Annotated in this window: 21 protein-coding genes; 14 read left to right on the forward strand and 7 right to left on the reverse strand. The window is 64.8% G+C overall.

Translation table 11 applies throughout. The annotated features are described in order from the left end of the window. Positions 1–79: 79 nt before the first annotated feature. On the reverse strand, positions 80–1,066 hold the full coding sequence (tssG, locus tag MRBLMU1_RS17135; protein WP_363503499.1) for a type VI secretion system baseplate subunit TssG: 987 nt from the start codon (positions 1,064–1,066) through the stop codon (positions 80–82). Beyond that, positions 1,030–2,871, reverse strand: coding sequence for a type VI secretion system baseplate subunit TssF (gene tssF / locus MRBLMU1_RS17140; protein WP_363503501.1), 1,842 nt, complete (start codon positions 2,869–2,871; stop codon positions 1,030–1,032). Before tssF ends, tssG begins: the two co-directional genes overlap by 37 nt. 255 nt (positions 2,872–3,126) lie before the next feature. Between tssF and MRBLMU1_RS17145 the strand changes: the two genes are divergently transcribed. Together MRBLMU1_RS17145 and MRBLMU1_RS17150 are read left to right on the forward strand one after the other, a co-directional pair. Then, the gene (locus MRBLMU1_RS17145; RefSeq protein ID WP_363503503.1) at positions 3,127–3,834 is read left to right on the forward strand and encodes a hypothetical protein; all 708 of its coding nucleotides are present in this window, start codon (positions 3,127–3,129) and stop codon (positions 3,832–3,834) included. A gap of 6 nt (positions 3,835–3,840) precedes the next feature. Then, the gene (locus tag MRBLMU1_RS17150; protein WP_363503505.1) at positions 3,841–4,302 is read left to right on the forward strand and encodes a hypothetical protein; all 462 of its coding nucleotides are present in this window, start codon (positions 3,841–3,843) and stop codon (positions 4,300–4,302) included. Here MRBLMU1_RS17150 and MRBLMU1_RS17155 read toward each other — a convergent pair whose 3' ends face one another. Beyond that, the gene (locus tag MRBLMU1_RS17155) at positions 4,303–6,255 is read right to left on the reverse strand and encodes a helicase-related protein (protein ID WP_363503507.1); all 1,953 of its coding nucleotides are present in this window, start codon (positions 6,253–6,255) and stop codon (positions 4,303–4,305) included. Positions 6,256–6,411: 156 nt separating this feature from the next. On the opposite strand from MRBLMU1_RS17155, the gene MRBLMU1_RS17160 reads away from it, so the two are divergent. Continuing rightward, positions 6,412–7,020 carry an IMPACT family protein gene (locus tag MRBLMU1_RS17160; protein WP_363503606.1) on the forward strand — a complete coding sequence of 203 codons (609 nt, stop codon included), beginning with the start codon at positions 6,412–6,414 and terminating at the stop codon, positions 7,018–7,020. A gap of 67 nt (positions 7,021–7,087) precedes the next feature. On the opposite strand, the gene MRBLMU1_RS17165 is transcribed toward MRBLMU1_RS17160, so the two are convergent. Beyond that, the gene (locus tag MRBLMU1_RS17165) at positions 7,088–8,377 is read right to left on the reverse strand and encodes a DUF418 domain-containing protein (protein WP_363503509.1); all 1,290 of its coding nucleotides are present in this window, start codon (positions 8,375–8,377) and stop codon (positions 7,088–7,090) included. Between the two features lie 133 nt (positions 8,378–8,510). Here MRBLMU1_RS17165 and MRBLMU1_RS17170 point away from each other — a divergent pair, with 133 nt between their 5' ends. Together MRBLMU1_RS17170 and MRBLMU1_RS17175 are read left to right on the forward strand one after the other, a co-directional pair. Beyond that, a complete protein-coding gene (locus MRBLMU1_RS17170; RefSeq protein ID WP_363503511.1) occupies positions 8,511–10,754 on the forward strand; it encodes a phosphocholine-specific phospholipase C in 2,244 nt (747 codons plus the stop codon). Positions 10,755–10,819: 65 nt separating this feature from the next. Next, a complete protein-coding gene (locus MRBLMU1_RS17175; protein ID WP_363503513.1) occupies positions 10,820–11,398 on the forward strand; it encodes a PEP-CTERM sorting domain-containing protein in 579 nt (192 codons plus the stop codon). On the opposite strand, the gene MRBLMU1_RS17180 is transcribed toward MRBLMU1_RS17175, so the two are convergent. Both MRBLMU1_RS17180 and MRBLMU1_RS17185 read right to left on the reverse strand, forming a co-directional pair. Continuing rightward, the gene (locus MRBLMU1_RS17180) at positions 11,395–12,939 is read right to left on the reverse strand and encodes a methyl-accepting chemotaxis protein (protein WP_363503515.1); all 1,545 of its coding nucleotides are present in this window, start codon (positions 12,937–12,939) and stop codon (positions 11,395–11,397) included. The two genes, MRBLMU1_RS17175 and MRBLMU1_RS17180, sit on opposite strands and share 4 nt — an antisense overlap. 12 nt (positions 12,940–12,951) lie before the next feature. Then, the gene (locus MRBLMU1_RS17185; RefSeq protein WP_363503517.1) at positions 12,952–13,737 is read right to left on the reverse strand and encodes a transporter; all 786 of its coding nucleotides are present in this window, start codon (positions 13,735–13,737) and stop codon (positions 12,952–12,954) included. 93 nt (positions 13,738–13,830) lie between these two features. Between MRBLMU1_RS17185 and MRBLMU1_RS17190 the strand changes: the two genes are divergently transcribed. The 7 genes from MRBLMU1_RS17190 (at position 13,831) to MRBLMU1_RS17220 (ending at position 21,701) form a co-directional block, all read left to right on the forward strand. Next, a complete protein-coding gene (locus MRBLMU1_RS17190; RefSeq protein ID WP_363503519.1) occupies positions 13,831–14,367 on the forward strand; it encodes a GNAT family N-acetyltransferase in 537 nt (178 codons plus the stop codon). 176 nt (positions 14,368–14,543) lie between these two features. Next, on the forward strand, positions 14,544–15,788 hold the full coding sequence (locus MRBLMU1_RS17195) for an efflux RND transporter periplasmic adaptor subunit (RefSeq protein ID WP_363503521.1): 1,245 nt from the start codon (positions 14,544–14,546) through the stop codon (positions 15,786–15,788). 29 nt (positions 15,789–15,817) lie between these two features. Continuing rightward, entirely contained in the window at positions 15,818–16,480 is a 663-nt protein-coding gene (locus MRBLMU1_RS17200) for an ABC transporter ATP-binding protein (RefSeq protein ID WP_363503523.1), read from the forward strand. A 9-nt stretch (positions 16,481–16,489) separates the two neighbouring features. Continuing rightward, on the forward strand, positions 16,490–17,728 hold the full coding sequence (locus MRBLMU1_RS17205; RefSeq protein WP_363503525.1) for an ABC transporter permease: 1,239 nt from the start codon (positions 16,490–16,492) through the stop codon (positions 17,726–17,728). Further along, on the forward strand, positions 17,728–18,927 hold the full coding sequence (locus MRBLMU1_RS17210; protein ID WP_363503527.1) for an ABC transporter permease: 1,200 nt from the start codon (positions 17,728–17,730) through the stop codon (positions 18,925–18,927). Before MRBLMU1_RS17205 ends, MRBLMU1_RS17210 begins: the two co-directional genes overlap by 1 nt. A gap of 15 nt (positions 18,928–18,942) precedes the next feature. Further along, positions 18,943–20,355, forward strand: a complete 1,413-nt coding sequence (locus tag MRBLMU1_RS17215) for a sigma-54-dependent transcriptional regulator (RefSeq protein ID WP_363503529.1) — start codon at positions 18,943–18,945, stop codon at positions 20,353–20,355. Further along, a complete protein-coding gene (locus MRBLMU1_RS17220) occupies positions 20,352–21,701 on the forward strand; it encodes a sensor histidine kinase (RefSeq protein WP_363503531.1) in 1,350 nt (449 codons plus the stop codon). The genes MRBLMU1_RS17215 and MRBLMU1_RS17220 overlap by 4 nt, the downstream gene beginning before the upstream one ends. A 164-nt stretch (positions 21,702–21,865) precedes the next feature. Here the strand turns inward: MRBLMU1_RS17220 and MRBLMU1_RS17225 are convergent, their stop codons facing one another. Next, the gene (locus tag MRBLMU1_RS17225) at positions 21,866–23,557 is read right to left on the reverse strand and encodes a methyl-accepting chemotaxis protein (protein WP_363503533.1); all 1,692 of its coding nucleotides are present in this window, start codon (positions 23,555–23,557) and stop codon (positions 21,866–21,868) included. A gap of 263 nt (positions 23,558–23,820) precedes the next feature. Here MRBLMU1_RS17225 and MRBLMU1_RS17230 point away from each other — a divergent pair, with 263 nt between their 5' ends. Together MRBLMU1_RS17230 and MRBLMU1_RS17235 are read left to right on the forward strand one after the other, a co-directional pair. Beyond that, the gene (locus tag MRBLMU1_RS17230) at positions 23,821–25,227 is read left to right on the forward strand and encodes an L-cystine transporter (RefSeq protein ID WP_363503535.1); all 1,407 of its coding nucleotides are present in this window, start codon (positions 23,821–23,823) and stop codon (positions 25,225–25,227) included. 76 nt (positions 25,228–25,303) lie between these two features. Beyond that, the gene (locus MRBLMU1_RS17235) at positions 25,304–25,534 is read left to right on the forward strand and encodes a hypothetical protein (RefSeq protein ID WP_363503538.1); all 231 of its coding nucleotides are present in this window, start codon (positions 25,304–25,306) and stop codon (positions 25,532–25,534) included. The last annotated feature ends 22 nt before the right edge of the window (positions 25,535–25,556 follow it).

The raw sequence follows: 25,556 nt of genomic DNA on the forward strand, positions 1-25,556 counted from the left end.
TGCCCAACTATAATATAAAAAGAGCAATCCGCGTACTATTTGTATAGGTCAAATCGCCCTTTGTAGTCTGCGGTCACCTTCAGGTACACAGCAAATACATCAAGTCTTCCCGGTCCCGTCCGGGCGGCTGGCTGTAGAGGCAGGTTTCCACGCCCAGCCGCGCGCCGTTGGCCTCGTCCAGGCTGAAACCACGCACATCCTGTGCGCGCTGGATCAGATGGACTTCGTAGCACATGTCCACGCCACATTGCAGCGCCAGCATGGCCGCCAGTCGCACCGCGCCGCTGTTCCCGGGCAGGAAGCGGTCGTAGGCTTCCCGGTCCAGCGGTCCTATCCGCAGCCGCACGCGGGCGTCGCAGCGATAGAGCCGCTGGCCCAGCAACACACCGCCGCCGAGATCGACATTCGCCATGCCCAACCGTGCCTGGTCGCCGGCGGGCAAGTCCTGCCACTCCCCCACCAGCTGCTCCACCGCGAACGGCACGTCGAAGTATTCCGCATACACGCCGGCCATCAGCGGCGCGGAGACCGCCCGCCCGCGGATCTGCATCGCATAGAAGGCCATCGTCTCGCGCTCGATGGTGCCGTCGTCCGCTGCGCAATGCGCGCCCGACAGCGACATCAGCATGTGCATGAACGCGTCCTCGCCTTCCGGCGTGATCATGCACTCCGGCCGGTGCCGGGCCCAGGCCTCGCAAAACATGTCCAGCGCGCGATGCGAGAACATGTCGAGAAACGCCCTCGGTCCGCCGTCGCTGTTGCCCTTCTCGTGGCGGTTGATGCGCTCCGAATAATGCAGCGGCAAGCTGCCCTGGCCGCCCAGCAAGCCCATGAACGCGGGCGTGACGCGGATGCACTTGCCGTCGCTGCTGACGTTGTCGATCTGGCTGGGCGGGAAGCCCAGCGACAGCCGGTTGCGGAAGCGTACGTCGCTCAAGCCGGCGCCGCCCTCCTGTTGCTGCGCAAGCTCGATCAGCCGCACCGCCTGAAAGAACTCGAAGCGGTGGGGTTCGGCCAGCAGCTCGCCGATCAGGCCAAGCTCAACGCGCCGTTGCGGGGCAGACATCGCAGCAACTCCTTTCCATTGATGCTGGAGACGATCACCAGCTGGGTGTAGCTGTTCAGATGAACGTGCAACCCGAACAGATAGTCGAGCAGTTGCGCGAAGATATGCAGCCCGGTGCCGGCGAACGCTTCCTCGTCCACAGTGACCGTCACCTCCGTGCCACGTAGATACGCGCTGCCCCGCGCTTGCCGCACCACCCTGGTGGCGGGCCGGTGCGACAGGCCGGCGATGCCGTCGATCTGCCGCTGGGAGACGGCGTTGTCCCGCCGCGCATACAGCCGCAGCATCGCCGTCAGCGCCGGCAAGCCTTCATGCGTCAGCGCGCGGTGGTTGAGCGTCAGATGGCTGATCAGCCCCCACTGGCCGTTGCCGTTCTCGCTCAGCCGGTACGAGGTGGTCGGGCGGCGCAGCACGCGGATCGGAAAGCCGCCGACGGCGGCCTCCGTGGCAAGGTCGCCCCGGGGCCGGCCGTATTCCATGTGGTGGGGCAAATCGCGGTTGGTGCAGGTGACGCGCACCGACGCCGTCGCCTGCTCGTTGCGCAACGGCGAAAAGTCGTGGTCGACCAGGGTCAGCGAAAAATCGTGGCCCGCGCCGCTGGCGGCCAGCGCCCCGTCGCGGCTGGCGAGCCAGTAGCGGCCCTTGCGGCTGGCCGCGCCGCCATGGCGCAGCGAATAGTATGGAAAGAACTCGGTCACATTGTCGCCATCCGGCGTCGACACCACCAGATGCACCGAATCGATGCTGTAGATCTCGCTGCCGCTGGCGGGCATCTGGTCGGGCATCAACGGATAGCTGCTGAGCGCGTGGGTGACACGGATCGGCGTGGCCTGCTGCGCGTACAGGTTGACGATGGGCGTACAGCCGAGCACCAGATTGTCCGCCACCAGCGCGCGCAGGATCCGGGCGGCGGGCAGGTCGGGCCGGCAGCCGGCCAGCGCCAGCCGCAGGGTCACACCAGTGCAGCCGGAAGGAACATCGGCCAGCACGGCATCCAGGTCGATGTCGAAGAAATCGAATTTTTCGGGGAAGGCGAAGTACTCGCCGAGCAGCCGGTAGCCGCTGTGCCCGGAGGTGGCCGCCGGCAGCAGCGCCTCGTCATCGGCAAAGCCGACCGGCGTTATGGGCGGCCCGGACAGCAGGTGCCACCGCCCGTCCGCTTCCACGCAAGCGCCGGCGACGCGCATGAACAGCGCGTCGCGCAAGGCGGCGCGCAGCGACGGTTCGCCATCGATGAACACCCTCAGCGTCGACAGGCCGTGCAAGGCCGGTCCAAGCGCGGCGCCAACGCCTTCCACGGTGATGCAGATCGCCGCGCCGGCGTCCGGGGGGAGCGGCAACCCCGGCGGCGCCTCGATATGCGGCTCGAACCACGCGGCGGTGATCGCCACCGGCGCGACGGCAACGTCGTAGACCGTGCGGAAGCGGCACGTCACCTTCGCCTGTCCCAGCGCCGTCATGGCCGTGCCGCGCGGCACCCTGCCCACGCCGACGATTTCACCAGCCCCGGCGCCGCTATGGTCGATGCGAGCGATCGAGCAGGACGGCATCGGCCGCAGGTAGTGGGGATACAGCATGCCGAGCAGCGCTTCGGTGAAGCCGGCGTAGCCGTCGTCGAGCAGCTTGCCCACGCGCGCGTTGAGCACGGCGGCCCCCTGGATCACACGGTCGACATGCGGATCGGAGGCGCCTTCGCCGTCCGTCCCCAGGCTGCCGGCCAGCTTGGGATAGCGCCCGGCAAACTCGGCGCCGGCCTGCCGCAGCAGGCTCAGTTCACGTTCGACGTACGGCAGCAGTTTTTCCATCGTGGCATCCGTGACAAGCCGTGCGACCCCAGCCGTGATGGCGATGGTCCAACCGCACAGGCTGTCGATAATCGCATTGCTGCGGATGAACTTATTGACATGTAGCAATACCAAGGCGCCATATCGCTAGTCGCGCAACACTTAGCGCAGTCGCTTGCGCGGCCACAATTCGCCCGGTCCGGATATCTCTAACCTGTGAATTCCTCTTCATTTTTCAGCGTAATTTTTCACCATAACTAGACAGGGATGAGCGACATGGCGACAGCGACAAAAGATGAGAACCAGGAACTCTTCGAGCAGACGATCCGGTCGCTCGAGGCGCAGCTTGCCAACGCCGGCGCCCATTTGACCATCGACGCCTCCGCCCGCATCGCCTACGCGCGCGAAATCAAACTCATGGCGGAGCGGCTGCGCCGCGAGGCCTTCACCGGGAAAATCACCTGGGGCCAGGCGGCGGCGCAAGCCCAGGAAACCCGCAACGCCGTCATGGCCATCATCCGCTCGCGCAGCACGTCGGTGGGCCGGGCCGTGGCCCAGCGCATCAAGGCGCGCGGCTACACGCTCAACGAACTGGTGGCGCGCCAGACCACCCGTATGTACGGCCCCGGCGCGACCTTCTCCCGGCTGACCGCGTCACAGCGCAACATCGTCTACGCATCCATCGTCAGCTCGGCCGGCAAGTCCAATCCGGCGGTCACGCAAACGATGTCACGCCTGTCGTACGTGGGGCGCGGCGTGATCTTCGTGTCTCTGGGTTTGTCGATCTACAACGTGACGACGTCCACCAACAAAGTGGCGGCGGCCGGCAAGGAAATCGCCATCAACGGCGCCGGCATCGCGGGCGGCATGGCCGGCGGCGCACTGGCCGGCCTGGCATGCGGGCCCGGCGCGCCGGTTTGCGTTACAGTGGGGGCTTTCGTCGGGGGCGCGCTGGCGGCCTTCGGCGTCAGCTCGATCTGGTAGACCATCATGAAACTGTTCTCGACAGACGACCTCTCGATCCGCCCCCGGCAGACCACCGACGACCTGCCGCGCAGCGAACTCATACTCTACGGCGAAACCACGGAAAAAATCGTCGAAGGCGCGGTGCTGGAAGCGGCCGTGTGCTGGAAGGGCCACTTCCTGATCTTCCTGACCGACGACATCATCCACGAAGACACGTTGCGCATCTATCTGCTCGATCCCAAGCTCGACATCGTCGACGCCGCGCGGCTGGGCGCGATGTACTCGACCGGCGCCTTCACCGGCCTGGAACTGGTCGAGCCCAACATCATCCACTTCGACTTCTTCGGCGCCACCACCTGGACCCTGGAACTGCTCGACGAACAGTCCTTTGCCGTGCCGATGGTCTCCGACCCCAAAGGCGTAACCCGGCCGTTCAAATTATCCTGCCGCTTCAAGCTGCACGGCGACCCGCAGCCGGATGCCTGATCAGCGCCGGAACTTCTTCGGCTGACGCTTGCGGGCGGCCGAGTTCTGGTCCTGCAGTATCGAATCGACGCGCTCGGACGCTTCGCGCGACAGCTTTTGCGCCAGCTCCGTGTCCGGGAAGTACTCCGGCTGGCGATAGGCCAGCCAGGCGTAGGCCGAATACAGCCGGCACGCATCCTCCACCTCCTGCAAGTTCATGAAATGCAGCGGATTCTGCTCCGGCTTGAGGCGCGTGATCTTCTTGTGCGCCAGCGCGGTGGCCCAGCCCTCCCAGGCGTGCTGCAACGTGTGCACCTTGGACGAGATCGGCACCAGCGACAGCGCGAATTTCTCCGCCACCGTCAGTTGCAAGGTATCGAGCCAGGCGGCCCGTTCGAACTGGTCCTCCGTGATGCGCGGATAGAAGAACCCGTCCGGCACGTCGATGTTGTGCACGAAGCGCTTGAGCAGCTTGGCCAGGCCATGTTCGTTGGTCACCGACGAAATCCGGTGCAAATGTTCCAACGTTGGCGCCACGGCAAAGCCGGTGGTTTTCAGCGGCACCGGCTTCTCCTGCAACAGCGAGCGCATCACATTGTGCGTCTCGTTGTCGTAGCCGGCCACCAGCCCCTCCTCGTGCACGCCAAAGCGCCCGGCGCGGCCGGCGATCTGCCTGGCCAGCGCGGCGGGAATCTCTTCCTCTTCATATCCATTGTATTTGACGGACGTAGTCATCACGATGCGCGCAATTGGCATATTCAAGCCCATGGCGATGGCGTCCGTGCCGACCACCACGTCGGCCGCGCCCTCGCGGAAGCGCTGGGCCTGCGCGCGCCGCACCTCCGGCGACAAATTGCCGTAGACGGTGGCCACCGACAGGCCGACCTCGGTCACCATGTCGCGCCACATCAGCACTTCCCGGCGCGAAAAACAGATGACGGCGTCGCCGCGCCGCAGATTGGTCAGTTTGCGCACGGCCGACGGCTCCATCGACAGCGGTCCCTTGCGCTTCAACACATGCACTTCCAGCTCGCATTCAAGCCGCGCGGCCAGCACCTCGATGGCGCGGCGCGCCTCCGGCGCCCCGACCAGGTACACGGTATGCGCCGGCGCGCCGCAGACGGCGGCGGTCCAGGCCGAGCCGCGGTCGCGGTCGGCCAGCATCTGGATCTCGTCGATCACGGCCACATCGACCGGCGTGCGGGTATCGAGCATCTCGACCGTGCTGGCGACGTGGGTGGCGCCGGCCACCAGGCGCCGCTCCTCGCCGGTCACCAGGCTGACGGCCAGCGGCTTGCCGTGCTGCTCCATGCCCTGCAGGCGCTCGTAGTTTTCCAGCGCCAGCAGACGCAACGGCGCCAGATACACGCCGCTCGGCGCCTTGGCCAACGCCTCGATGGCCTGGTGGGTCTTGCCGGAATTGGTCGGTCCCAGCAGCGCGATGAACTTGCGTTTGATGCGGCGGGCGACGTCGAACGATGCCGGATATTCGGCCAGATTGATGCTTTGCCGGGTGCGTTCGGCGTGCTGTTCCTCCATTTCGCGCTCGACGGCGTGTTCCAGCCGCTGGCGGATGCGGTCGAACACGGTGCCGGCCGGCTCGGAGATCTGCATGTCGGCCAGCGCTTGCAGGAAGGGTTGCGGGTCCAGGTCGCAATCGTCGCAGGCATCGGCCATCTCGCGCACGAAGTCGCCGACATAACCATGGAGCTCGGCGACGACGGCGTCGCTGGCGCGCTCGCGCAACAGCGCCGACCTTGTGTCGCCATCCATCTTGCGCCACTTGGACGGCTTGGCCAGCACGCCCTGCGCCGGCACCAGATCGTAGGGGTAATGGGTGCCGTTATACTCGACAATGCCGGTCAGGCGCAAAAACACCCGCCCTTCCATCCGGGACAGCAAAAAACCCTTGGCCGTCAGACCAAGCTGGCGCATCAGTTGGTCGTCGTTTTCTTGATCTGCAATGTCAGTCATGGTGCTGTCTTGGCGGTAGTGGTGAAATGCGGCGGCGATCTTCGGGCGACACCGCCAGATTATATCGTGCCGCTCCGGCGGCCGTTTTTTGTATTTCCCAATGATATCTGGCACCATACGCGGTTCCGACCGCCGGCCAGCCCTGAAATCACCGCAATGCCTCAAACCATTATCGCTCCCGTCCAGCATGAATTGCTGATTAAAAAAAGCCGCTTTATTGCCTGCGTGCAGCCAATGACGGACCGGGCCGCCGCGCAAAAAGTGGTGGCGGAATTATGGGCGCAACATCCGCAGGCCGCGCACGTCTGCTGGGCATTATTGGCGGGAGGACAATCGGCGGCGGTCGATGACGGCGAACCCAGCGGAACGGCCGGACGGCCGATGCTGGATGTTTTAAGGCATCAGGATCTGGAGGGGGTATTGGCCACCGTCGTGCGGTATTTCGGCGGCGTCAAACTGGGCGCGGGTGGTTTGGTGCGGGCTTATACCGACAGCGTGGCGCAGGCTTTATTAAGCGCCGAGAAAATCGCCATTATCAAGCTGCGTCATTTAATCTGTACCGTGCCATATGCGATGGAAGGAATGATACGCCGCGAAATCGAGATAGCGGGCGCCAGCCTCGATAATGTTTCGCACGCGGACGACGTCAGGTTTGAATTCAGCCTGGCGGACAATGCCGCCATCCCATTCGTCACCCGCCTGAATGAAGCGGGCCACGGCCGCATCCTCTGGATCGACCCCGACGACGAGCCGGCGGGCGAATAACGAAACCGCCTTCCGCCCCCCCCCGCAAGCTCGATTTTGGTATATTCGCGCCAATAACTGGCACGCTCTACCGGGGTGCGCCCATCCAGGTGGCCCGGTGCCACAGTGTTTCGAGCGGACCCTGCTTATGACTCTTCAGCCACCACACGCTGAACTGACGTTGCAACAGGGCCAGCACTATCCCTATCGCCAGCGCGTAGCTGGCGCCGGTATATTGATACATCCCCAAGCCGAAACCATAATAAATCCAGGTACCGACAATTGATTGCACGACATAACTGGTCATGCTCATCTTTCCCAATGGCGAAAAGAACGCCAGCCACCGCCAGAAATAAAACAGCAGCGCAAAACCGGATACCAGCACCAGCATAAACGCCAGATTCGACCACGACGTGACAATCACCAGCAATGGACGTTGTACCGCCTGGCCGACATTCCATGATTCCGGATTCGATTTAAGCAGATAGAGCGGAATAAACGCCAGCGCGGCGATAACCAGCGTCCGCAGCCAGAATGTTTTATTCTCGGCCGAGGTTTTAAATACGCCTTTTCGGCCGGCCAGCATACCCAGCATGAACAAAGCGGGGATCTGGAATATCCGGCCATTTTCCCAACTCCAGCGCAGCGCCGCGACTTTACCGTTGGTCAGATTGCCCCACCAGACATCGAAAATAGATCCATTGGTCATATATTCAGTAGTGCGGCCGAAATAAGCCCACGACGCCGGATCGGCTAGTTTCTCGTCGGGATTCGGCAGTGCCTGGAAAAACTCCAGCCATGCGTAGGGCTGCAGCAGCAATATCACGGCGATGGCGAGCACGGTTCCGCTGCGCAGCCGCGCGACGGGTATCAACGCGAATCCCAGGACGGCGTAAATACTCAGAATGTCGCCCTGATAGAACAGCGAATTGAACAGGCCGAATGCCAGCAGCAATGCCAACCGCCACGCGAACCGGGGCCGGAAATCCTCGCCGCGCTGCTCGCGGCTATGCCACTGGATATAAAAAGTTATGCCAAACAGCAAGGCGAAGATGGCGTAGGACTTTCCGCCGAAGAGGAAGAACATGCTGTCCCAGATCATTTTGTCGATCAGCTTCAGCCACTCGGGCAGGCCGCTGGGGGAAAAATAGAAGTCGAAATGTTCGATGTTGTGAAGCAGCATGATCGACACGATGGCGAAGCCGCGCAGCGCATCGATCACATCCAGACGGGAAGAAGGGGCGTTCATCGGTTCCATTGACCTTGGCAAAATGAGCAGAATGCCAAGTTTATATGGAAACGGTACCAACGGTAAGTCAAATCCGGTGGTCGCCTGGGACGTTGCTTGGCGCAGGCGCCGGAAAACTTTGACCGTCACGCCTCCCGCCTGTCATTGAGCCGTAACACTTGCGACCTAAAGTAGCGGGGCCGCACAGCAAAACGGTATCACGAAGACAACACCGCAACGCGCAGCCCCGCCGCGTACCCCTTAACGTCCTCACATCAAATTTATGACCTCACGACGCAGCTTCCTCCTCAACAGCGCCCGCGCGGGCATCGCCGCCGGCGCTTACGCAGCCTTTCCGCCATCGATACAGCGCGCGCTCGCCATCCCCGCCAACAATGCGACCGGCACCATCCAGGACGTCGAGCATGTGGTGATCCTGATGCAGGAGAACCGCGCGTTCGACCATTATTTCGGCACGCTCGCCGGCGTGCGCGGCTTCGGCGACCGTTTCCCCATCCCCTTGCCGGAGGGCCGCAACATCTGGCAACAGCGCACGGCGAACGGCGACGTGATATCGCCTTTCCATCTGGATGGGAGCACCGGCAACGCGCAGCGCGCCAGCGGCACGCCACACGACTGGCTCGATAGCCAGCTGGCCTGGGACCACGGCCGCATGGACCAGTGGCCGCGCTACAAGAACCCGATTTCGATGGGCTTTTTCAAGGAAGCCGAGATCCCGTTCCAGTTTGCGCTGGCCAACGCGTTCACCCTGTGCGACGCCTACCACTGCGCGATGCACACGGGTACCGACGCGAACCGCTCGTTCTTCCTGACCGGCACGAATGGCGCGGTACCGACCGGCACGGCCTTCGTCAGCAACGAGTGGGATGCCATCGACGGCCTGGCCGGCGGCGTCGACACCGGCTATACCTGGACCACCTACGCGGAACGTCTCGAAGCCGCCGGCGTACGCTGGATGAGCTACCAGAACATGCCGGATGAATGGGGCGACAATATGCTGGGGGCTTTCCGGCAATTCAGGCGCGCCAACATCGCGTCGGGCTACCCCGTCTCCAGCGGCGGCGCGCCCGGCCGGCCCTACACCAATACCGGCCAGGCACTGCCGTATCACGCCTACGACGCGGCGACCGACAACGTCAATAATCCGCTGTACAAAGGCGTCGCCAACACCCTTCCGGGTAGCCAACCCGAGCAGTACCTGGATGCGTTCAAGCGCGACATCCGCGAAGGCAAGCTGCCGCAAGTGTCGTGGGTGAACGCGCCGTCGATTTACTGCGAGCACCCTAGCCCGTCCAGCCCGGTGCAGGGCGCGTGGTTCGTGCAGGAGGTCCTGGACGCCTTGACGGCCAACCCCGAGGTCTGGAGCAAGACCGTGCTGATCGTCACCTATGACGAGAACGACGGCTATTTCGACCACGTGCCCTCGCCGTCCGCGCCTTCGCCCGACGGCAAGGGCGGCTACGCCGGCAAGACCACGCTGGCCCAAGCCCAGCTGTCACCCGAGTACCACACTTATCCCAAACCGGCCGGCAGCGCGGGGCAGCCCGCCCCGGACGGCCGCGTCTATGGCCCGGGGCCGCGCGTGCCGCTGTTCGTGATTTCGCCGTGGAGCCGTGGCGGCTGGGTCAACTCCCAGGTGTTCGACCACACCTCCGTGCTGCGCTTCCTGGAAGCGCGCTTCGGTGTGCAGGAGCCGAACATCAGCCCGTTCCGCCGTGCCGTCTGCGGCGATTTGACGAGCGCCTTCAACTTTGCCACGCCCAATTCCGAGGCACTGCCGCAGCTCGCGGGGAAAAAGAACAAAAGCCAGGCAGACGCCCTGCGCGCGGCGCAGCAGCGGCTGTCGCAAATCCGGCCTCCTGCCGCGCCGAGCATGCCGGTGCAGGCCGCCGGCACCCGGCCGTCGCGCGCGCTGCCCTACGAGCTGGCGACCACCTGCGAGGTGCAGCCTGGCGCCACGATGAACGCCGCGCGGGTCGCCCTGGGCTTCTTCAATACCGGTCGCCAGGCCGCCGTGTTCCATGTGTACGACCGCAAGGACCTGGCCGCCGTGCCGCGCCGCTACACAGTCGAGCCCGGCAAATCGCTGTCGGATGCCTGGACGCCGGCGGTCGGCGGCGCCTATGACCTGTGGGTGCTGGGGCCGAACGGCTACCACCGTCACTTCACCGGCAGCGCGCTGCGCGCCGTCGCGGCGGGCCAGCCGCGCCCGGACGTGCAGGTGCGCTGCGACGCAACCACGGCGGAGCTTGTGATCCGCCTTGTCAACACGGGCGCCACCGCCTGCACCTTCAACCTGAACGCCAACGCCTATGCGCCGCTGAAGCAGCTTCACACGGTCGCGCCGCGCAGCGAACTGGTGTTGCGCATTCCGGTGGCGGGCAACGGCTGCTGGTATGACTTCAGCGCCACGGTGTCGGGCCAGCCCGATTACCTGCGACGCTTCGCCGGCCGCGTCGAGACCGGAAGGCACACGGTCAGCGACCCGGCCCTGGGCCAGGCTTAAGCACAGGCAAGCGGCCGGCGCGCCCGGCCGCCGCTGTTTTTTAACTTCACTTCAACAGGACATTCATGTATCCGATCATCCGCAAATTGGCCTTCAGCGCCGCCATCGCCCTGTGCACACCTTGGGCCTCGGCCGGCGTGCTCACTTTCGACGACATCGTCGGTCCCGACGGTTATGCCCACGTGCCCGACAACTACGGTGGACTGGACTGGTCGAGCTCCGGCCTGTCGGTGTTCACCGGTGAACAGGCGCCCTTCACCCCGCATTCCGGCACTGGCAGGGTGACGACCGACTGGATCGACGGCGGGCCGATCGCGAGCACCATCCGCTTCCTGGCGCCAACCGTCTTCAACGGCGCCTGGTTCTCGGGTTACGGCGACAGCAGTGTGCGCTTTGACTTGTATAGCGGAAATCGACTGGTGGCCAGCTCGGCACTGCTGCAGCTGTCGGAAACGCCGGCCTTCCTGGATGCCGGCTGGGACGGCGCCATTGATGCGATCGTCGTATCGACCGGCTTCCAGGGTTCGTACGTGATGGACGACCTGAGCTTCCAAAGCGCGTCGGCGGTGCCTGAGCCGGGTTCGGTGACGCTGCTGCTGGCCGGACTGGGGCTGGTCGGCGCCATGCGGCTGCGCCGGTCCTAGCGCGACAGCCGGAAGACCTTGACCGCCTCGGCCAGCTGGTCGGCCTGCGCCTGCAAGGCGCCGGCCGCAGCGGCCGCCTGCTCCACCAGCGCGGCGTTTTGCTGCGTGGTGCTGTCGATGCTGCCGATCGCTTGATTGATCTGCTCGATTCCCAGTTCCTGCTCGCGGCTGGCGGTGGCGATCTCGCCGACGATGGTGTTGACGCGGCTGATGCCGGTGACGATCTCGTCCATCGTGCCGCCGGCCTGGCCAACCAGCACGCTGCCCGCCCCCACCTGCGCGACCGACGCGTCGATCAGCTGCTTGATCTCCTTGGCGGCCGAATCGGACCGGTGCGCCAGGCTGCGCACCTCCGAGGCGACCACCGCGAAGCCACGGCCCTGCTCGCCCGCGCGCGCCGCTTCCACCGCCGCGTTCAACGCCAGGATATTGGTCTGGAAGGCGATCCCCTCGATCACGCCGATGATGTCGACGATCTTTTGCGACGAGGCGTTGATGGCGCCCATCGTCTCGACCACCTGCGTCATGACCGTCCCGCCCTTGCTGGCGACGCTGGCCGCCGACGACGCCAGGTCGTTGGCCTGGCCCGCGTTGCTGGAATTTTGCTTCACTGCCGACGTCAACTCCTCCATCGACGAGGCCGTCTCCTCGAGCGAACTGGCCTGCGACTCGGTGCGCGACGACAGGTCCATATTGCCGGAGGCGATTTCATTCGACGCCAGCGCGATCGCGTCGGTGCCGCTGCGCACCTGGCTGACGATGGCGTGCAGGCTGCCGTTCATATTGGAAAGCGCGCGCTTGAGCAGGCCCGTCTCCGAGATGTCGGCCGCGTCGAGCGTCATGCTGCCGGACAAATCCCCCTTCGACACGCGCTCCGCGAACCCCACCGCCTCGTTCAGCGGCTGCATGATGGAGCGGGTGATGAGTTGGCCGATCACCAGCGCCACCACCACCGCCAGCAGCGAGAACCCGATGATCTGATAGCGCGAGTTCGCCACCGCGCTGTCGCCGACCTCCTTGGCCGACTCCGAATTCTTCTCGATCAGGTCGCTCAGCGTCGACATGCTTTTTTCCAGCGCGCGGAAGCTGTCCATGAAGCCGCCGAACCTGGCCTGCGCCGCGTCCTTGTTGGTCAGCGACAGCTCGACCATCTCCTCGGTGTTTTTCAGGTAGCGTTCGACGTCGGGCCGCACGGTGGCGATGGCGGCGCGGACTTCGGCATCGATGTCGGCCGCCTCCATATCCTTGATGCCCTTGCGGAACAGGGCCATGTGCTCGGCCAGGTCCTCGCGCACGCCCTTCACCTCGGCCGGATCGTTCTTCTCGGCGGCCAGGCGCGCGGCCAGCACATCGGCGCGCAACGCGTCGTGCATCATATCGGCCTGTAACTGATCCTTCATCGCCGCGCTGTTGGTGCTGATGGCGCCGATCGCCCCGTCGAGCACCTGCACCGCGACGTAACCGACGATGCCCACCAGGCTGACGAAGGCCAGCGTGACCACATTGGATAACAGCAAGCGCTGCCTGATCGTCAACCGCATGGTACCCCCTGCTTAAAACTTCATGGAAAGGCCGACCGTCCAGCTCCAGTCGGGCGTGCGGCTGTTGAGCCCGCGCGACAGCGCCGTGTCGAGCTGCACCGTCTTGGTCAGCAGGTAGGCGGCGCCGACGTCCAGCGTGCTGATGGTGCCGCCGTCGCGCGCGCGGGCGATCTTTTCGTCGGAGTACTCGACAAAGGTGCGCAGTTGATCGGTCCACCCCTTGCCCAGCACGATGCCGAAAATGCCGGTGGCGTGGCGGTCGCCATTATCGTTGGGCAGCCAGGCCAGGCCGGGCATGACGCCGAGCGACCAGTCGTCGGCGAACTCCCACTCGGCCGCCAACCGCAGCGAACCGCCCTTGCCTTGCGCGCGGAATGGCGCCGAGCCGGTGTCGAGGTCCACGTGGGCGAGCACGCCCATCGACGGCGACGTACCGTTCTCGTCGGCGATATGCCATTTGACGCCAAGGGAAACGTCGCCATAGCCGCTCTCGGTCGAGCGCGTGCCGCTGGCGATGTCGGTGGTGGTGGCGCGGATGCGCCCGTCCGTTTCAAGCCGCACCTCCCAATCCTCGCTCACGCCGTAGCGCAGCAAGGTCGGTGTCGAGTATGCTTTATCCTTGATGCCGTCGGCCTTGTTGCGGTCGGCCGCGAAGCTGGTTTCGATCTGAAAGCGGCCCTTGCCGACGACGTTGCTGGACTCGACGAAATCCGGCCGGTCGGTGGCGATTTCATCTTCCGCCGCGATGGCGAACACAGGCAACATAAGCAGTACGGCAACATTTTTTTTGATGGCCATGAAGCCCCTCCAACGACGATGTCCTGGCCATCACCGTAACACATTGATTTACATCAACGGTTGGTAAATTTCCACAGGCACACACTTTACGATATGACTTCAATCGAGCAACTGAGTCCCGACGATTTCGATCTTTTCCTCGCCTATCTCAACGACCACTTGTCGGACAACGGCCGCGACGGCACCGGCTATTTCCAGCCGCTGTCGCGCGACGATTCGCGCTTCCCCGCCGACAAGGCGGATGCGTTCAAGACCGGCATGCGCGTCGACGTGGGCGCGCCCGGCTGGCGCCGCGCCTGGGTGGCACGCGACGCCGACGGCCGCATCGCCGGCCACATCGATCTGCGCGCGCATGCCGAGCGCTACGCGGCCCACCGCTGCCTGCTGGGAATGGGCGTCGATCGCGGCCAGCGCAAGGCCGGCCTCGGCGGCCGCCTGATCGCGCATGCGCAGTCGTGGGCGCAGCAGTCCGCGCTGGAATGGATAGACCTGCAGGTACTGTCGGCCAACACTCCCGCCATCAATCTCTACCTGCGCAGCGGCTTCCACAAAACCGGCGAGATCGAAGGCATGTTCCACATCGACGGCCAGCGTTTCTCGTACACCGGTATGAGCAAGCGCCTCGGCTAAGGCCAGCCACGGGGTGTCCGTTTCCGGACGACGGTGGGCGAAGCCGGGCAACCGGCCCCGCGCCCGACGCCCGGCAGCCATCGCTATCGCATTGATTTATATGGCTTAATCAAAAATCAACCCGGTGGCACGGCGATTGCAATAGTGAGGGGAACACAACCTTCGCTCGCATCGCCATGGACCAGGCCCTCAGCCCCAAAATCATCGCCGGCCGCCGCCGCAACACCGTGCTCGCCATCGCCGCGCTGCTCGCTACGCTGTGCGTCGGCGCCTGGGGCATCAACCGCGCCGTCAGTCCCAGCGTCGAGGCCGGCGGCGTCAGCATCGCCGAGGTCCGTGTCGGCGATATCGCCAACACCATCAACGCCTCCGGCATCGTCATCCCCATCCACGAGGCGCTGGTCGCCAGCCCGATCCAGACCCGCGTCGCCAAGGTGCAGGCCAAACTCGGCCAGCAGGTACAGGCCGGCGAGCTGCTGCTGGAACTGGACAACCGCACCGTGCTGCTGGCGATCGACGCCCTCAAGGAACAGCTGGCGCAGCAGGAGAACCGCATCCTGGCGCTAACCCTGGAACTGGAGCAGAAACGCAAGGAGCTGCTGAGCGCCATCGAGTTGCTGGAGCTCGACCTGCAAGCGACGCGCGTCCGGCTGGGCCGCTACCAGACCTTGCGCAAGGCCGGCGGCGTCTCGGCCGAGGATCTGCTCACGGCCGAGCTCAACGTCCAGCGCAACGAGATCCAGCTGCGGCAAAAACGCGAACAGATCGAGGACAGCAAGCGCGTCACCTCCAGCAACATCGAAGGCGCGCGGCTGCAAAAAAGCATCCTGCAAAAGCAACTGCAAGAACAACAGCAACTGCTGGCGCAAACCCAGGTGCGCGCGCCGTTCGCCGGCATGCTGACCTTCCTGCTGGCCGACGAGGGCGCCAGCCTGGCCACCGGCCAGCTGGTGGCCAGGGTGTCCGAGCTGAACAACTACAAGGTCGAGGCCTCGCTGTCCGACTTCCATGCGCGCGCGCTCAGCGCCGGCCTGCCGGTGCTGGTCGAACAGGGCAACGTCAAGCTCAAAGGCGAAGTCCACACCGTCCTGCCGGAAATCCAGAACGGCACCGTCAAGCTGCTGGTGACCCTGGCCGATCCGCACCACGCGATGCTGCGCAACAAACTGCGCGTCGAGGTCAACATCGTCACCGAGCAAAGGAAAAACGTGCTGCTGGCCGACAGCGGCCCCGCCTTCAACGGCCGCGGCCCGCAGGACATCTTTGTCGTACGCGACGGCGTGGCCCGCAAGACCCTGCTCGACATCGGCGCCAGCGACGGCAAGAACGTCGAGATCCGGGCCGGCGCCCGCGCCGGCGACCGCCTCATCATTTCCGATACCCGCAACTACAAGGACCGCGACAGCATCCGCGTCGACTAAGCGTCCACTAATAGAGAGAAAGGCCCTTCATGATTCGCCTGAGCAAAGTCAGCAAAACCTACCAGACCGACAAGGTCGAAACCCTGGCCCTGAAAGACATCGACCTGCACGTCGAGAAAGCGGAATTCGTCTGCATCATGGGCCCCAGCGGCTGCGGCAAGAGCACCCTGCTCAACCTGATCGGCCTGCTGGACCATCCCGGCGCCGGCGCCATCCACGTGGCCGGCACGCCGGTGGCCTCGTACAAGGACAAGTACGTCGCCAAGCTGCGCAACCAGACCTTCGGCTTCATCTTCCAGAGCTTCCACCTGATCAACGACCTGCGCGTGATCGACAACGTCGAGCTGCCGCTGTTGTACCGCAATATCTCGACCAGGAAGCGCCAGCGGCTGGCGCGCGAGGCGCTGGAAAAAGTCGGCCTCGGCGCCCGCATGGACCACTACCCCAACCAGCTCTCCGGCGGCCAGCAGCAGCGCGTGGCGATCGCTCGCGCCATCGTCGGCCAGCCGCAGGTCTTGCTGGCCGACGAACCGACCGGCAACCTCGACAGCAAGATGGGACAAGAGGTGATGGACATCCTGCTCAAGCTGCACAGCGAGGGGACCACCGTCATCATGGTCACCCACAACGAGCAGGAGGCGAAGATGGCCGGCCGCATCGTGCGCGTGTTCGACGGCCAGCTGGTCGCTTAAGGGGGCCGCATGTTCAGAAATTATCTGCTGACGGCGTGGAAGGTCTTCATGCGCCGCAAGCTGTTCACGGCGATCAACCTGCTGTGCATCGTGCTGACCCTGGTGGTGCTGATGGTGGTCAGCGCGCTGCTGCAAAACACCTTCTACCCCACCGGCGTCGAGGGCAGGAGCGACCGCTTCGTGCAAATGGTCATGATGCAGTCGGGTCACACCGACCGGAACGGTCAGTTCAGGGGGTTTTTCGGTTACAAGATCATCGAGCGATACCTCAAGCCCATGAAAGGCGTCGAGGCGGTGTCGGCATCGATGTTTCCGCAAGCGGTGGCGGTGTACCAGGCCGGCAGGGTCAGCGACGTGCAACTGCGGCGAACCGACGCCGAGTATTGGCGCATACTTGATTTCCGCGTCGTGGCGGGACGGGTCATCAGCGCCGACGATGTCGAACAGGGGCGCTTCGTCGCCGTGCTCAACCTGTCGACGGCGCGCAAGCTGTTCCCCGGCCAGCCTTACCTGAACCAGAAAATCCTGATGGACGGCCAGACGTTCACCGTCATCGGCGTTGTCGAGGATGCGCTGCAAGTGAACGCCTATGCCGACGCCTGGGTTCCGACCACCACGCTGGCCTCCACCGATTACAAGAGCCAGGAATTCGGCAGCTTTACCCTAATGATCCTGGCGCGCACGGCGGCCGATCTGCCGGCCATCAAGCGCGACATCGTGCGCATCGCCAAGACGGTGCGCTATGACGATCCGAACCAATACAATGTGACGCAGTTCTGGGGTGACTCCAAGCTCGAACTGTTCGCCCGGACCTTGACGAGCAGCACCGCCGAGGACGCCGGCGTGGGCAAATTCGTCGCCGGCATCGTGGTGCTGATGCTGCTGTTCATGGCGCTGCCGGCGCTCAACCTGATCAACCTCAATGTCGGGCGCATCATGGAGCGCGGCAGCGAGATCGGCGTGCGCAAGGCCTTCGGCGCCACCAGCCGCCAACTGGTGGCGCAGCTGGTGCTGGAGAACGTGCTGCTATGCCTGATCGGCGGCGCGATCGGCCTGGTGTGCGCCGCCGGCGCGCTGTCGTGGCTCGAAGGTTCCGGCCTGATCCCCTATCTCAAGGTCGAACTCAACCTGGCGGTGTTTGGCTACGGGCTGCTGCTCACGCTGGTGTTCGGCGTGCTGTCGGGGGTCATCCCCGCCTGGAAAATGTCGCGCCTGGACCCGGTCCGCGCGCTGAAAGGAAATACCTGATGCTGCACCATCTCCTCAAACTGATCTGGAAGCGCAAATCGCGCAACATGATGCTGAGCCTGGAAATCCTGCTGGCCTTCATGGTGGTGTTCGCCATCGTCGCTTTCGCCGTGCGCAATTATCAGCTGCAACAGATGCCGACCGGCTTCGGCTGGCGCGACCAGTGGTCGGTCGTCATCCGCAACGCCCAGCGCATCCCCAGCGACGCCGCCATGTACGACGCGCTCAAGCGCGCCCTGCTCGATCTGCCGGAGGTCGAAAAGGTCGCCTTCACCGCGGTGGCGCCGTACGAAATGTCACGCAGGATGGGCTTTTTTTCGCTGCCGGACGGCAGCAACCGCGTCGAGTCCGACAGCATGGGCAGCACCGACGACTTTTTCGACGCCATGCAAATGACGCCGGCGCAGGGCCGCTGGTTCTCCAAAGCCGACGACGGCGCCGACACAACGCCGGTCGTGATCAACCGCCTACTGGCCGACAAACTATTCCCCGGCATCCCGGCGGTCGGCCAGGTGTTCATCGACGCCGAAGGCATGGCAATCGGCAAGCCGCAGCGCTACCGCGTCAGCGCGGTGGTCGAGCAGTACCGCACGAACGGCGAATACATGGACCCGGTCAATGTCGTGCTGCCGCGCTTTGTTCCCGGCGTCAGCGAGGACCCGCCCATGATCATCATGCTAAGGCTCAAGCCGGGCACGCCGCGCGCGTTCGAGGCCCGTCTCAGCGCCCGCCTCAAGCGCGAGCACAGCGACTGGTCGTTCGTCATCAGCCCGCTGAGCGAGTCGCGCAAAACGATGCAGAAACTGCAGATGCTGCCGCTAGTGATCATGTCGGTGATCGCCGCCTTCCTGCTGGTGATGGTCGCCTTCGGCCTATTCGGCGTGCTGTGGCAAAACACCACCCAGCGCATTCCCGAGATCGGCCTGCGGCGCGCGCTGGGCGCCGACGCCGGCCACATCTACCGGCAGATCATCGCCGAGCAAATGCTGCTGAGCACGGGGGCGGTAATGGTCGCGCTGGTGCTGCTGGTGCAACTGCCGCTGACCGGCGCGTTCGGCGACAGCCTGAACTGGCCGGTGTTTTTGACGGCGGCGGCGCTATCGGCCGCTGTGATCTATCTGCTATCCTTGCTCTGTTCGCTCTACCCGGGCTGGCGCGCCGCGCGCCTCAGTCCCACCCAGGCGCTGCATTATGAATAAGGCTGTTTGATGTCGATGGAACCATCCCGTAAGCAACGCATATTAATTGTCGACGACGACAGCGCCGTCCAGGTATCGCTGGCGCTGCTGCTCAAGCAATCCGGCTTCGATACCGTTTGCAGCGACGACCCGAGGCAGGCGCTGGCCACATTGGCGCAACAACCGGTCGATCTGGTCTTGCAGGACATGAATTTCTCGCTGCAAACCAGCGGCGAGGAAGGCTTGCAACTGCTGGCCGACATCAAGCAGGCCCGCCCCGCGCTGCCGGTGCTGCTGATGACGGCCTGGGGGTCGATCGCGCTGGCGGTGCGCGGCGTGCAGGCCGGCGCCGCCAACTTCTTCACCAAACCGTGGGACAACACGCAACTGATCGCGCTGATCCGCGCGACCCTGGAATCGGCGGAGCCGGCGGCCATCCCGCAGGCCGCCATGTCGCGCCGGGCGCTGGACCAGCAATTCGATTTCGGCGGCATCGTCGGCGAACACCCGCGCCTGCTCAAGGTGCTGGCGACCATCGGCCAGGTGGCGGCCACCCGCGCGCCGGTGCTGATCCTGGGCGAGAGCGGCAGCGGCAAGGAACTGATCGCCGACGCCCTCCACCGCAACAGCCCGCGCGCGGCGCGTCCCATCGTCAAGATCAACATGGGCGCGATCACGCCGTCGCTGTTCGAGAGCGAGATGTTCGGCCACGTGCGCGGCGCCTTCACCGACGCCAAAACCGACCGCAAGGGCCACGTCGCCAGCGCACACGAAGGCACCCTGTTCCTCGACGAGATCGGCGAACTGAATCGTTCCGACCAGGTCAAACTGCTGCGCGTGCTGCAAGACCAGACCTACCAGGCCGTCGGCGCCAGCCGCACCGAGCGCGCGGACATCCGCGTGGTGTCGGCCACCAACCGCGAACTGGCCGAACTGGTCGCCAGCGGCGAGTTCCGCGAGGATCTGTTCTACCGCCTGAACCTGATCACGATACGGCTGCCGCCGCTGCGCGAGCGCCGCAGCGACATCGCCCTGCTGGCGCGGCACATCCTCGGCGAGGTGTCGGCCAGCTACGGACTGGGGCCGGCGACGATCACCCCGCAAGCGCTGGAGTGGCTCGGCGCGCAAGCGTGGCCCGGCAATATCCGCCAGCTCAAGCAAACCCTGGAGCGCACCCTGCTGCTGGTGGGCCGCAGCGAGTTGCGCCAAGCCGATTTCATCGCCGCCGAACAAAACGATGGCGCGCCGGGCGGCTCGCGCTCCGCGCTGCGGGTCGACGGCATGACCCTGGAGCAGGTTGAGCGGCACATGATCGCGCACGCGCTCGACCAACACCAGGGCAATATCTCACGCGTGGCCAAGGCGCTGGGCTTGAGCCGCACCGCGCTGTACCGCCGGCTGGAACGCCATGGACTCGGCGGCGCCCCGGACGGCGAGTCTCTTTCATGAGTTTGCGCCATCGGCTGTACGCCTACCTGGTCGCCACGCACCTGATGTTCGTCGCCGTGACGGTGCTGCTGTTGCGCACCACGCCGTGGCTGATGATAGCCCTGGAGGCGGCTTTGCTGCTGAGCTTTATGCTGGGCGTGCGCCTGATCGGCCGCGCGCTCGAACCGCTCGGCTACACGCGCCACTTCCACGATCTTCTGCAGGACCAGCAATACGCGTCCCGCCTGCAGCACAGCCCCGACCGCGAGCTCAACGAGCTGGTCAACCTGTTCAACACCATGCTGGGACGGCTCTACCAGGAACGCCTGCGGATCGGCGAGCAGCAAGGCTTTCTCGACCGCCTGCTGGAGGCCACGCCCAGCGCGGTGATCGTGTTCGACTTCGACGGCCGCATCAGTCTGTTCAACGCGAGCGCGCAAGCGCTGCTGGGGTTGGACGACGCCAAGGGCAAGCCGCTGCGGGCGTGGCTGGCCGGCGGCGAGTCGGCGGCGCACGACCGCTCGCCCGCCCTGCTGGCCCAGCTCGATTTGCTGCCGCTGGGCGAGAGCCGCTTGCTGACCGACGCCGACGGCCGCCGCTACCGTGCCCAGCGCGGCCACTTCTACGATCGCGGCTTCGCCCGTCATTTTCTGCTGATCGAGGAGTTGACCGAGGAGCTGGAAAGCTCGGAAAAGGATACCTACGACAAGCTGATACGCGTGCTGGCGCATGAGGTCAACAACACGGTGGCCGCCACCGGTTCGGTGCTCGATTCGCTGCTGTACTACCGCGACCAGTTGAACGAGCGCGACGGCGAAGACTTCAGCACCGCCATCGTCGCGGTCAAGCGCCGCAATGCCAGCCTGGGCGAGTTTATCGAGCGCTTCGCGCGCGTGGTCAAGATGCCGGCGCCGGAGCTGCGTCCGAACGCCGTGCGCGACATCATGGACGACATCCTGTATCTGTACCGCGAGCCGTGCCGCGGCCGCGGCATCCGCATCGGCTGGGCGCGCTGCGACGAGGCGCCGGCCGTGGCACTGGACCGGCATTTGATCGAGCAGGCGCTGCTGAACGTGGTCAAGAACGCGATGGAGGCGGTGGAGGAAGCGGCGGGTGGCGAGCGGTTTATCGAGTTTGCGCTGGTGAACGAGGCGGATGGCGTGCGGTTGTCGGTGATCGATTCGGGCAACCTGCTGGGCATGGTGCCGGCGCGGCAGTTGTTCACGCCGTTTTTCACCACCAAGAAGGGCGGCCAGGGGATAGGGTTGTTGTTCGTGCGCGAGGTGATGAACCGGCACGGGTTTGCGTATCGGCTGGCGGCGACCGGGGATGGCGCGACGCGGTTCGATATCTGGTTCAAACCTTAGACGTCGGGGCAAGTTCCCGGGCAAACACGTAGGGCGGATTAGGCGGGACGCCGTAATCGGCCATCGATGCGCCGCCGACGGCGCTACCATGGCCGATTACGCTTCGCTAATCCGCCCTACGTGTCTCCGCGTTACGTGCCTTCGCGTGACGCTTCTGCCTCAGGTCAGAACTCTTCCCAATCGGCGCCGGCGGGGGCGGCTGCGGCGGCCCCCAGCCGTGCCAATGGCTTGGCCGGCTTCACCAGCGCCGTCTTGTGCGCTACCGCCATCGCCGGCGACGCCCTCTTCGCCGGCCGGCCGGCGCCATCGACGCGGAACACGCTCACCACCCGCTCCAGGTTGACCGCCTGCTGCTGCAAGGCTTCGGCCGCGGCGGCGGCCTGCTCCACCAGCGCCGCGTTCTGCTGCGTCACCCCGTCCATCTCGATGACGGCCTTGTTGATCTGCTCGATGCCCAGGCTCTGCTCGTCGCCGGCGTTGGAGATGTCGGCCATGATCGTCGTCACCCGCTGCACGCTGGCCACCACCTCGTTCATCGTCATCCCGGCCTGCTCGACCTGGCGGCTGCCGATTTCGACCTTTTCGACCGAGTCGCCGATCAGCTCCTTGATTTCCTTGGCGGCCGACGCCGAGCGCTGCGCCAGGTTGCGCACCTCGGACGCCACCACCGCGAAACCCCGGCCCTGCTCGCCGGCGCGGGCCGCTTCCACGGCCGCGTTCAGCGCCAGGATGTTGGTCTGGAAGGCGATGCCGTCAATGACGGAGATGATGTCGACGATCTTGCGCGACGACTCGTTGATCGCGCCCATCGTGCCGACCACCTCCGATACCGCCTGGCCGCCCTTCTGCGCCACCTCGGAGGCGGCGTGCGCCAACTGGTTGGCCTGGCGCGCGTTGTCGTTGTTCTGGCGTACCGCGCTGGTCAGCTGCTCCATCGACGAGGCGGTTTCCTCGAGCGCGCTGGCCTGCTCCTCGGTGCGCGACGACAAGTCCTGGTTGCCGGTGGCGATCTGGGTCGACGCCGTCGCGATGGTCTCCGTGCCGCTGCGCACCTCGGCGACGATGCCGGCCAGCGAATCGCGCATCAACTTCATCGCGTGCAACATGCTGTGCTGGTCGCCGGCCCTGGTGTCGACCGCCATGGTCAGGTCGCCGGAAGCGATGCGGCCGGCGATCTCCGCCGCGTAACCCGGTTCGCCGCCCAACTGCCGCAGCAGCGAGCGGCCGATGGTCACGGCGGCGCCCACGCCAACCACGATGGCGATGCCGGACAACACCAGCATCAGCATCCACGCCCGCTGGTAGGCCTTGCCGGCGGCGGCGACATGTTCATGGTTGTCTTGCCGGTGCAGGGCCGCGTAATCGTCCATGGCGTCCTGCCACTGCTGGGTTGCCGGCGCGGCTTGCGTCAACACCACCGCCACCGCCTCGTCATCCTTGTGCGCCAGCGCCAGGGCGAACGCCTTGTCGTTGAGCGGGCGCGCCGTTTGGCCCAGCGCCGCGATGCGGTCGCGCGCGGCCACCTCCTTGGCGTTCGCGGGCATCGTCTCCAACTGCCCGACCGCCTTGGCATAGCTGGCGCGGGCCTGGTCCACCTTGGCCATCTCGGCGCGGATGGCGCTGTCGTCGTGCAGCAGCACCACCGAGTGCGACAGCCGCCCGACGATGTGCACCGATTCCGACATGTTCTCCACCAGCTCGCTCTTGACCACGTTCTCGTTGACGATGGTGTCGAGCTTGGCATGGATCGTGCTCATATTGAAGACGCCGAGCGCGGCTATGAACAGCAGCAGTATCAGGACCAGACCGAAGCCCAGGCTGAGCCGGGTACCCACTTTCATGCTGTTGATTGCCATGCGACGCTCCTGGAGGTGGCGGAACCTGAAACGATTGTACGCCCGCCCTTAGGATAATGATGAGAAACGATGCAGATGCGCAACAACCTTGTTTATGCAAAAACCGAATAGCGATATAGCTAAATATTCGTTACATGCGCGATAACGGTCTCGTTTATATCGAGAAACACATATAAAATGACCGACCGCTAGACATTTTTCGCGTCCGGCAAACGAATGTGTGGTGACGGGCGATCTGTTTAATTTGGGGCAAAGGGTAAGCAATGGCTATGAACGTAGTATTTAATTTGCTGGCGGCGCTGGTGTTGCTGGGTGTGCTGTACGCGCAGCAGCGCAGGCACGCGTCCTTTTCGGTGCGCGTGTTCACCGGCATGGGGCTGGGCATCGTACTGGGCGCGGCGCTGCAAGCCATCTACGGCGCCGGCTCGGCCGAACTGAAGACCACCGGCGACTACCTCGACATCGTCGGCTCCGGCTACGTCAAGCTGCTGCAAATGATCATCATGCCGCTGATCATGGTCTCGATCATCTCCGCCATCCTTAAATTAAAGGGCATGGATTCGCTGAGCAAGATCAGCGCGCTGACCATCGGCACCTTGATGGCCACCACCTTGATCGCCGCCGGCATCGGCATCCTGATGGCCAAGGCGTTCCACCTGACGGCCGTCGGCCTGACCGCCTCGGCCGCCGACATCGCGCGCGGCGTCTACCTGGAAGGCAAGGTCGAAGCGGCGCAGGCGATCTCGCTGCCGAGCATGCTGCTCAGCTTCATCCCCGCCAATCCCTTCCTCGACCTGACCGGCGCGCGCAAGACCTCGACCATCGCGGTAGTGGTCTTCGCCGTCTTCATCGGCATCGCCGCCACCGGCATCCACGCCAAGAAGCCGGACATCTTCGCCTCCTTCGACAACTTCATCAAGGTCGCGCACGCCATCGTCATGCGCATCGTCACCCTGGTGCTGCGGCTGACGCCGTACGGCGTGTTCGCCTTGATGGCGCAGGTGGTCTCGACCTCCAGCTACACCGACATCCTGCACCTGATCGACTTCGTGCTGGCCTCGTACAGCGCGCTGCTGCTGATGTTCGTGGTGCATTTGATCATCGTCAGCGGCGCCGGCCTGAATCCGGTGCGCTTCGTCAAGAAGATCCTGCCGGTGCTCACCTTCGCGTTCACCTCGCGCAGCAGCGCCGGCGCCATTCCGATGAGCGTGCAAACGCAAACGCTGCGCCTGGGCACCTCCGAAGGCATCGCCAACTTCGCCGCCTCGTTCGGCGCCACCATCGGCCAGAACGGCTGCGCCGGCATCTATCCGGCCATGCTGGCGGTGATGATCGCCCCGACCGTCGGCATCGACCCGTTCACCGCGCACTTCATCGTGCCGCTGCTGGCCATCATCACCATCGGCTCGGTCGGCGTAGCCGGCGTCGGCGGCGGCGCCACGTTCGCCGCGCTGATCGTGCTGTCGTCGATGAACCTGCCGGTCGCGCTGGCCGGGCTGCTGATCTCGATCGAACCGCTGATCGACATGGGCCGCACCGCGCTCAACGTCAGCGGCTCGATCACCGCCGGCACGGTCACCAGCCGGGTGCTGGGCGAGACCGACATCGCGGTCTTCAACAGCGACGCCGACTTGCCGATCGACAGCGACGGCGAGCGCAAGACGGCCTGACCGAAAATAGCGGGAACCGCGCGCGCGCGGGGAGTGTCTAATTTTTTCCCTGACCTTTTTTTGAAAGGAAAGAATAATGACTTCCCTGCACACGACAAGCAAAATAGCGTTGGGCGCGGCCTTCGCGGTCGCGCTGCTGGCCGGCTGCAACAAGCGGCCGGCGGACCAGCCACCAACCCCGACCACGGAAAGCACGGCGCCGTCGACACCGTCGCGCACGCCCACCCCGGCCCCCGGCACCATGCCGGACGCCACCACGCCGCCCGCCACCGGCAGCGAATCACCGACCAAGCCTCCGGGGCAGTAATCGACCGGGCTTTGAAGGAGGC

It is taken from the genome of Burkholderia sp. LMU1-1-1.1, assembly GCF_040675865.1.
Lineage (GTDB): Bacteria > Pseudomonadota > Gammaproteobacteria > Burkholderiales > Burkholderiaceae_D > Rugamonas.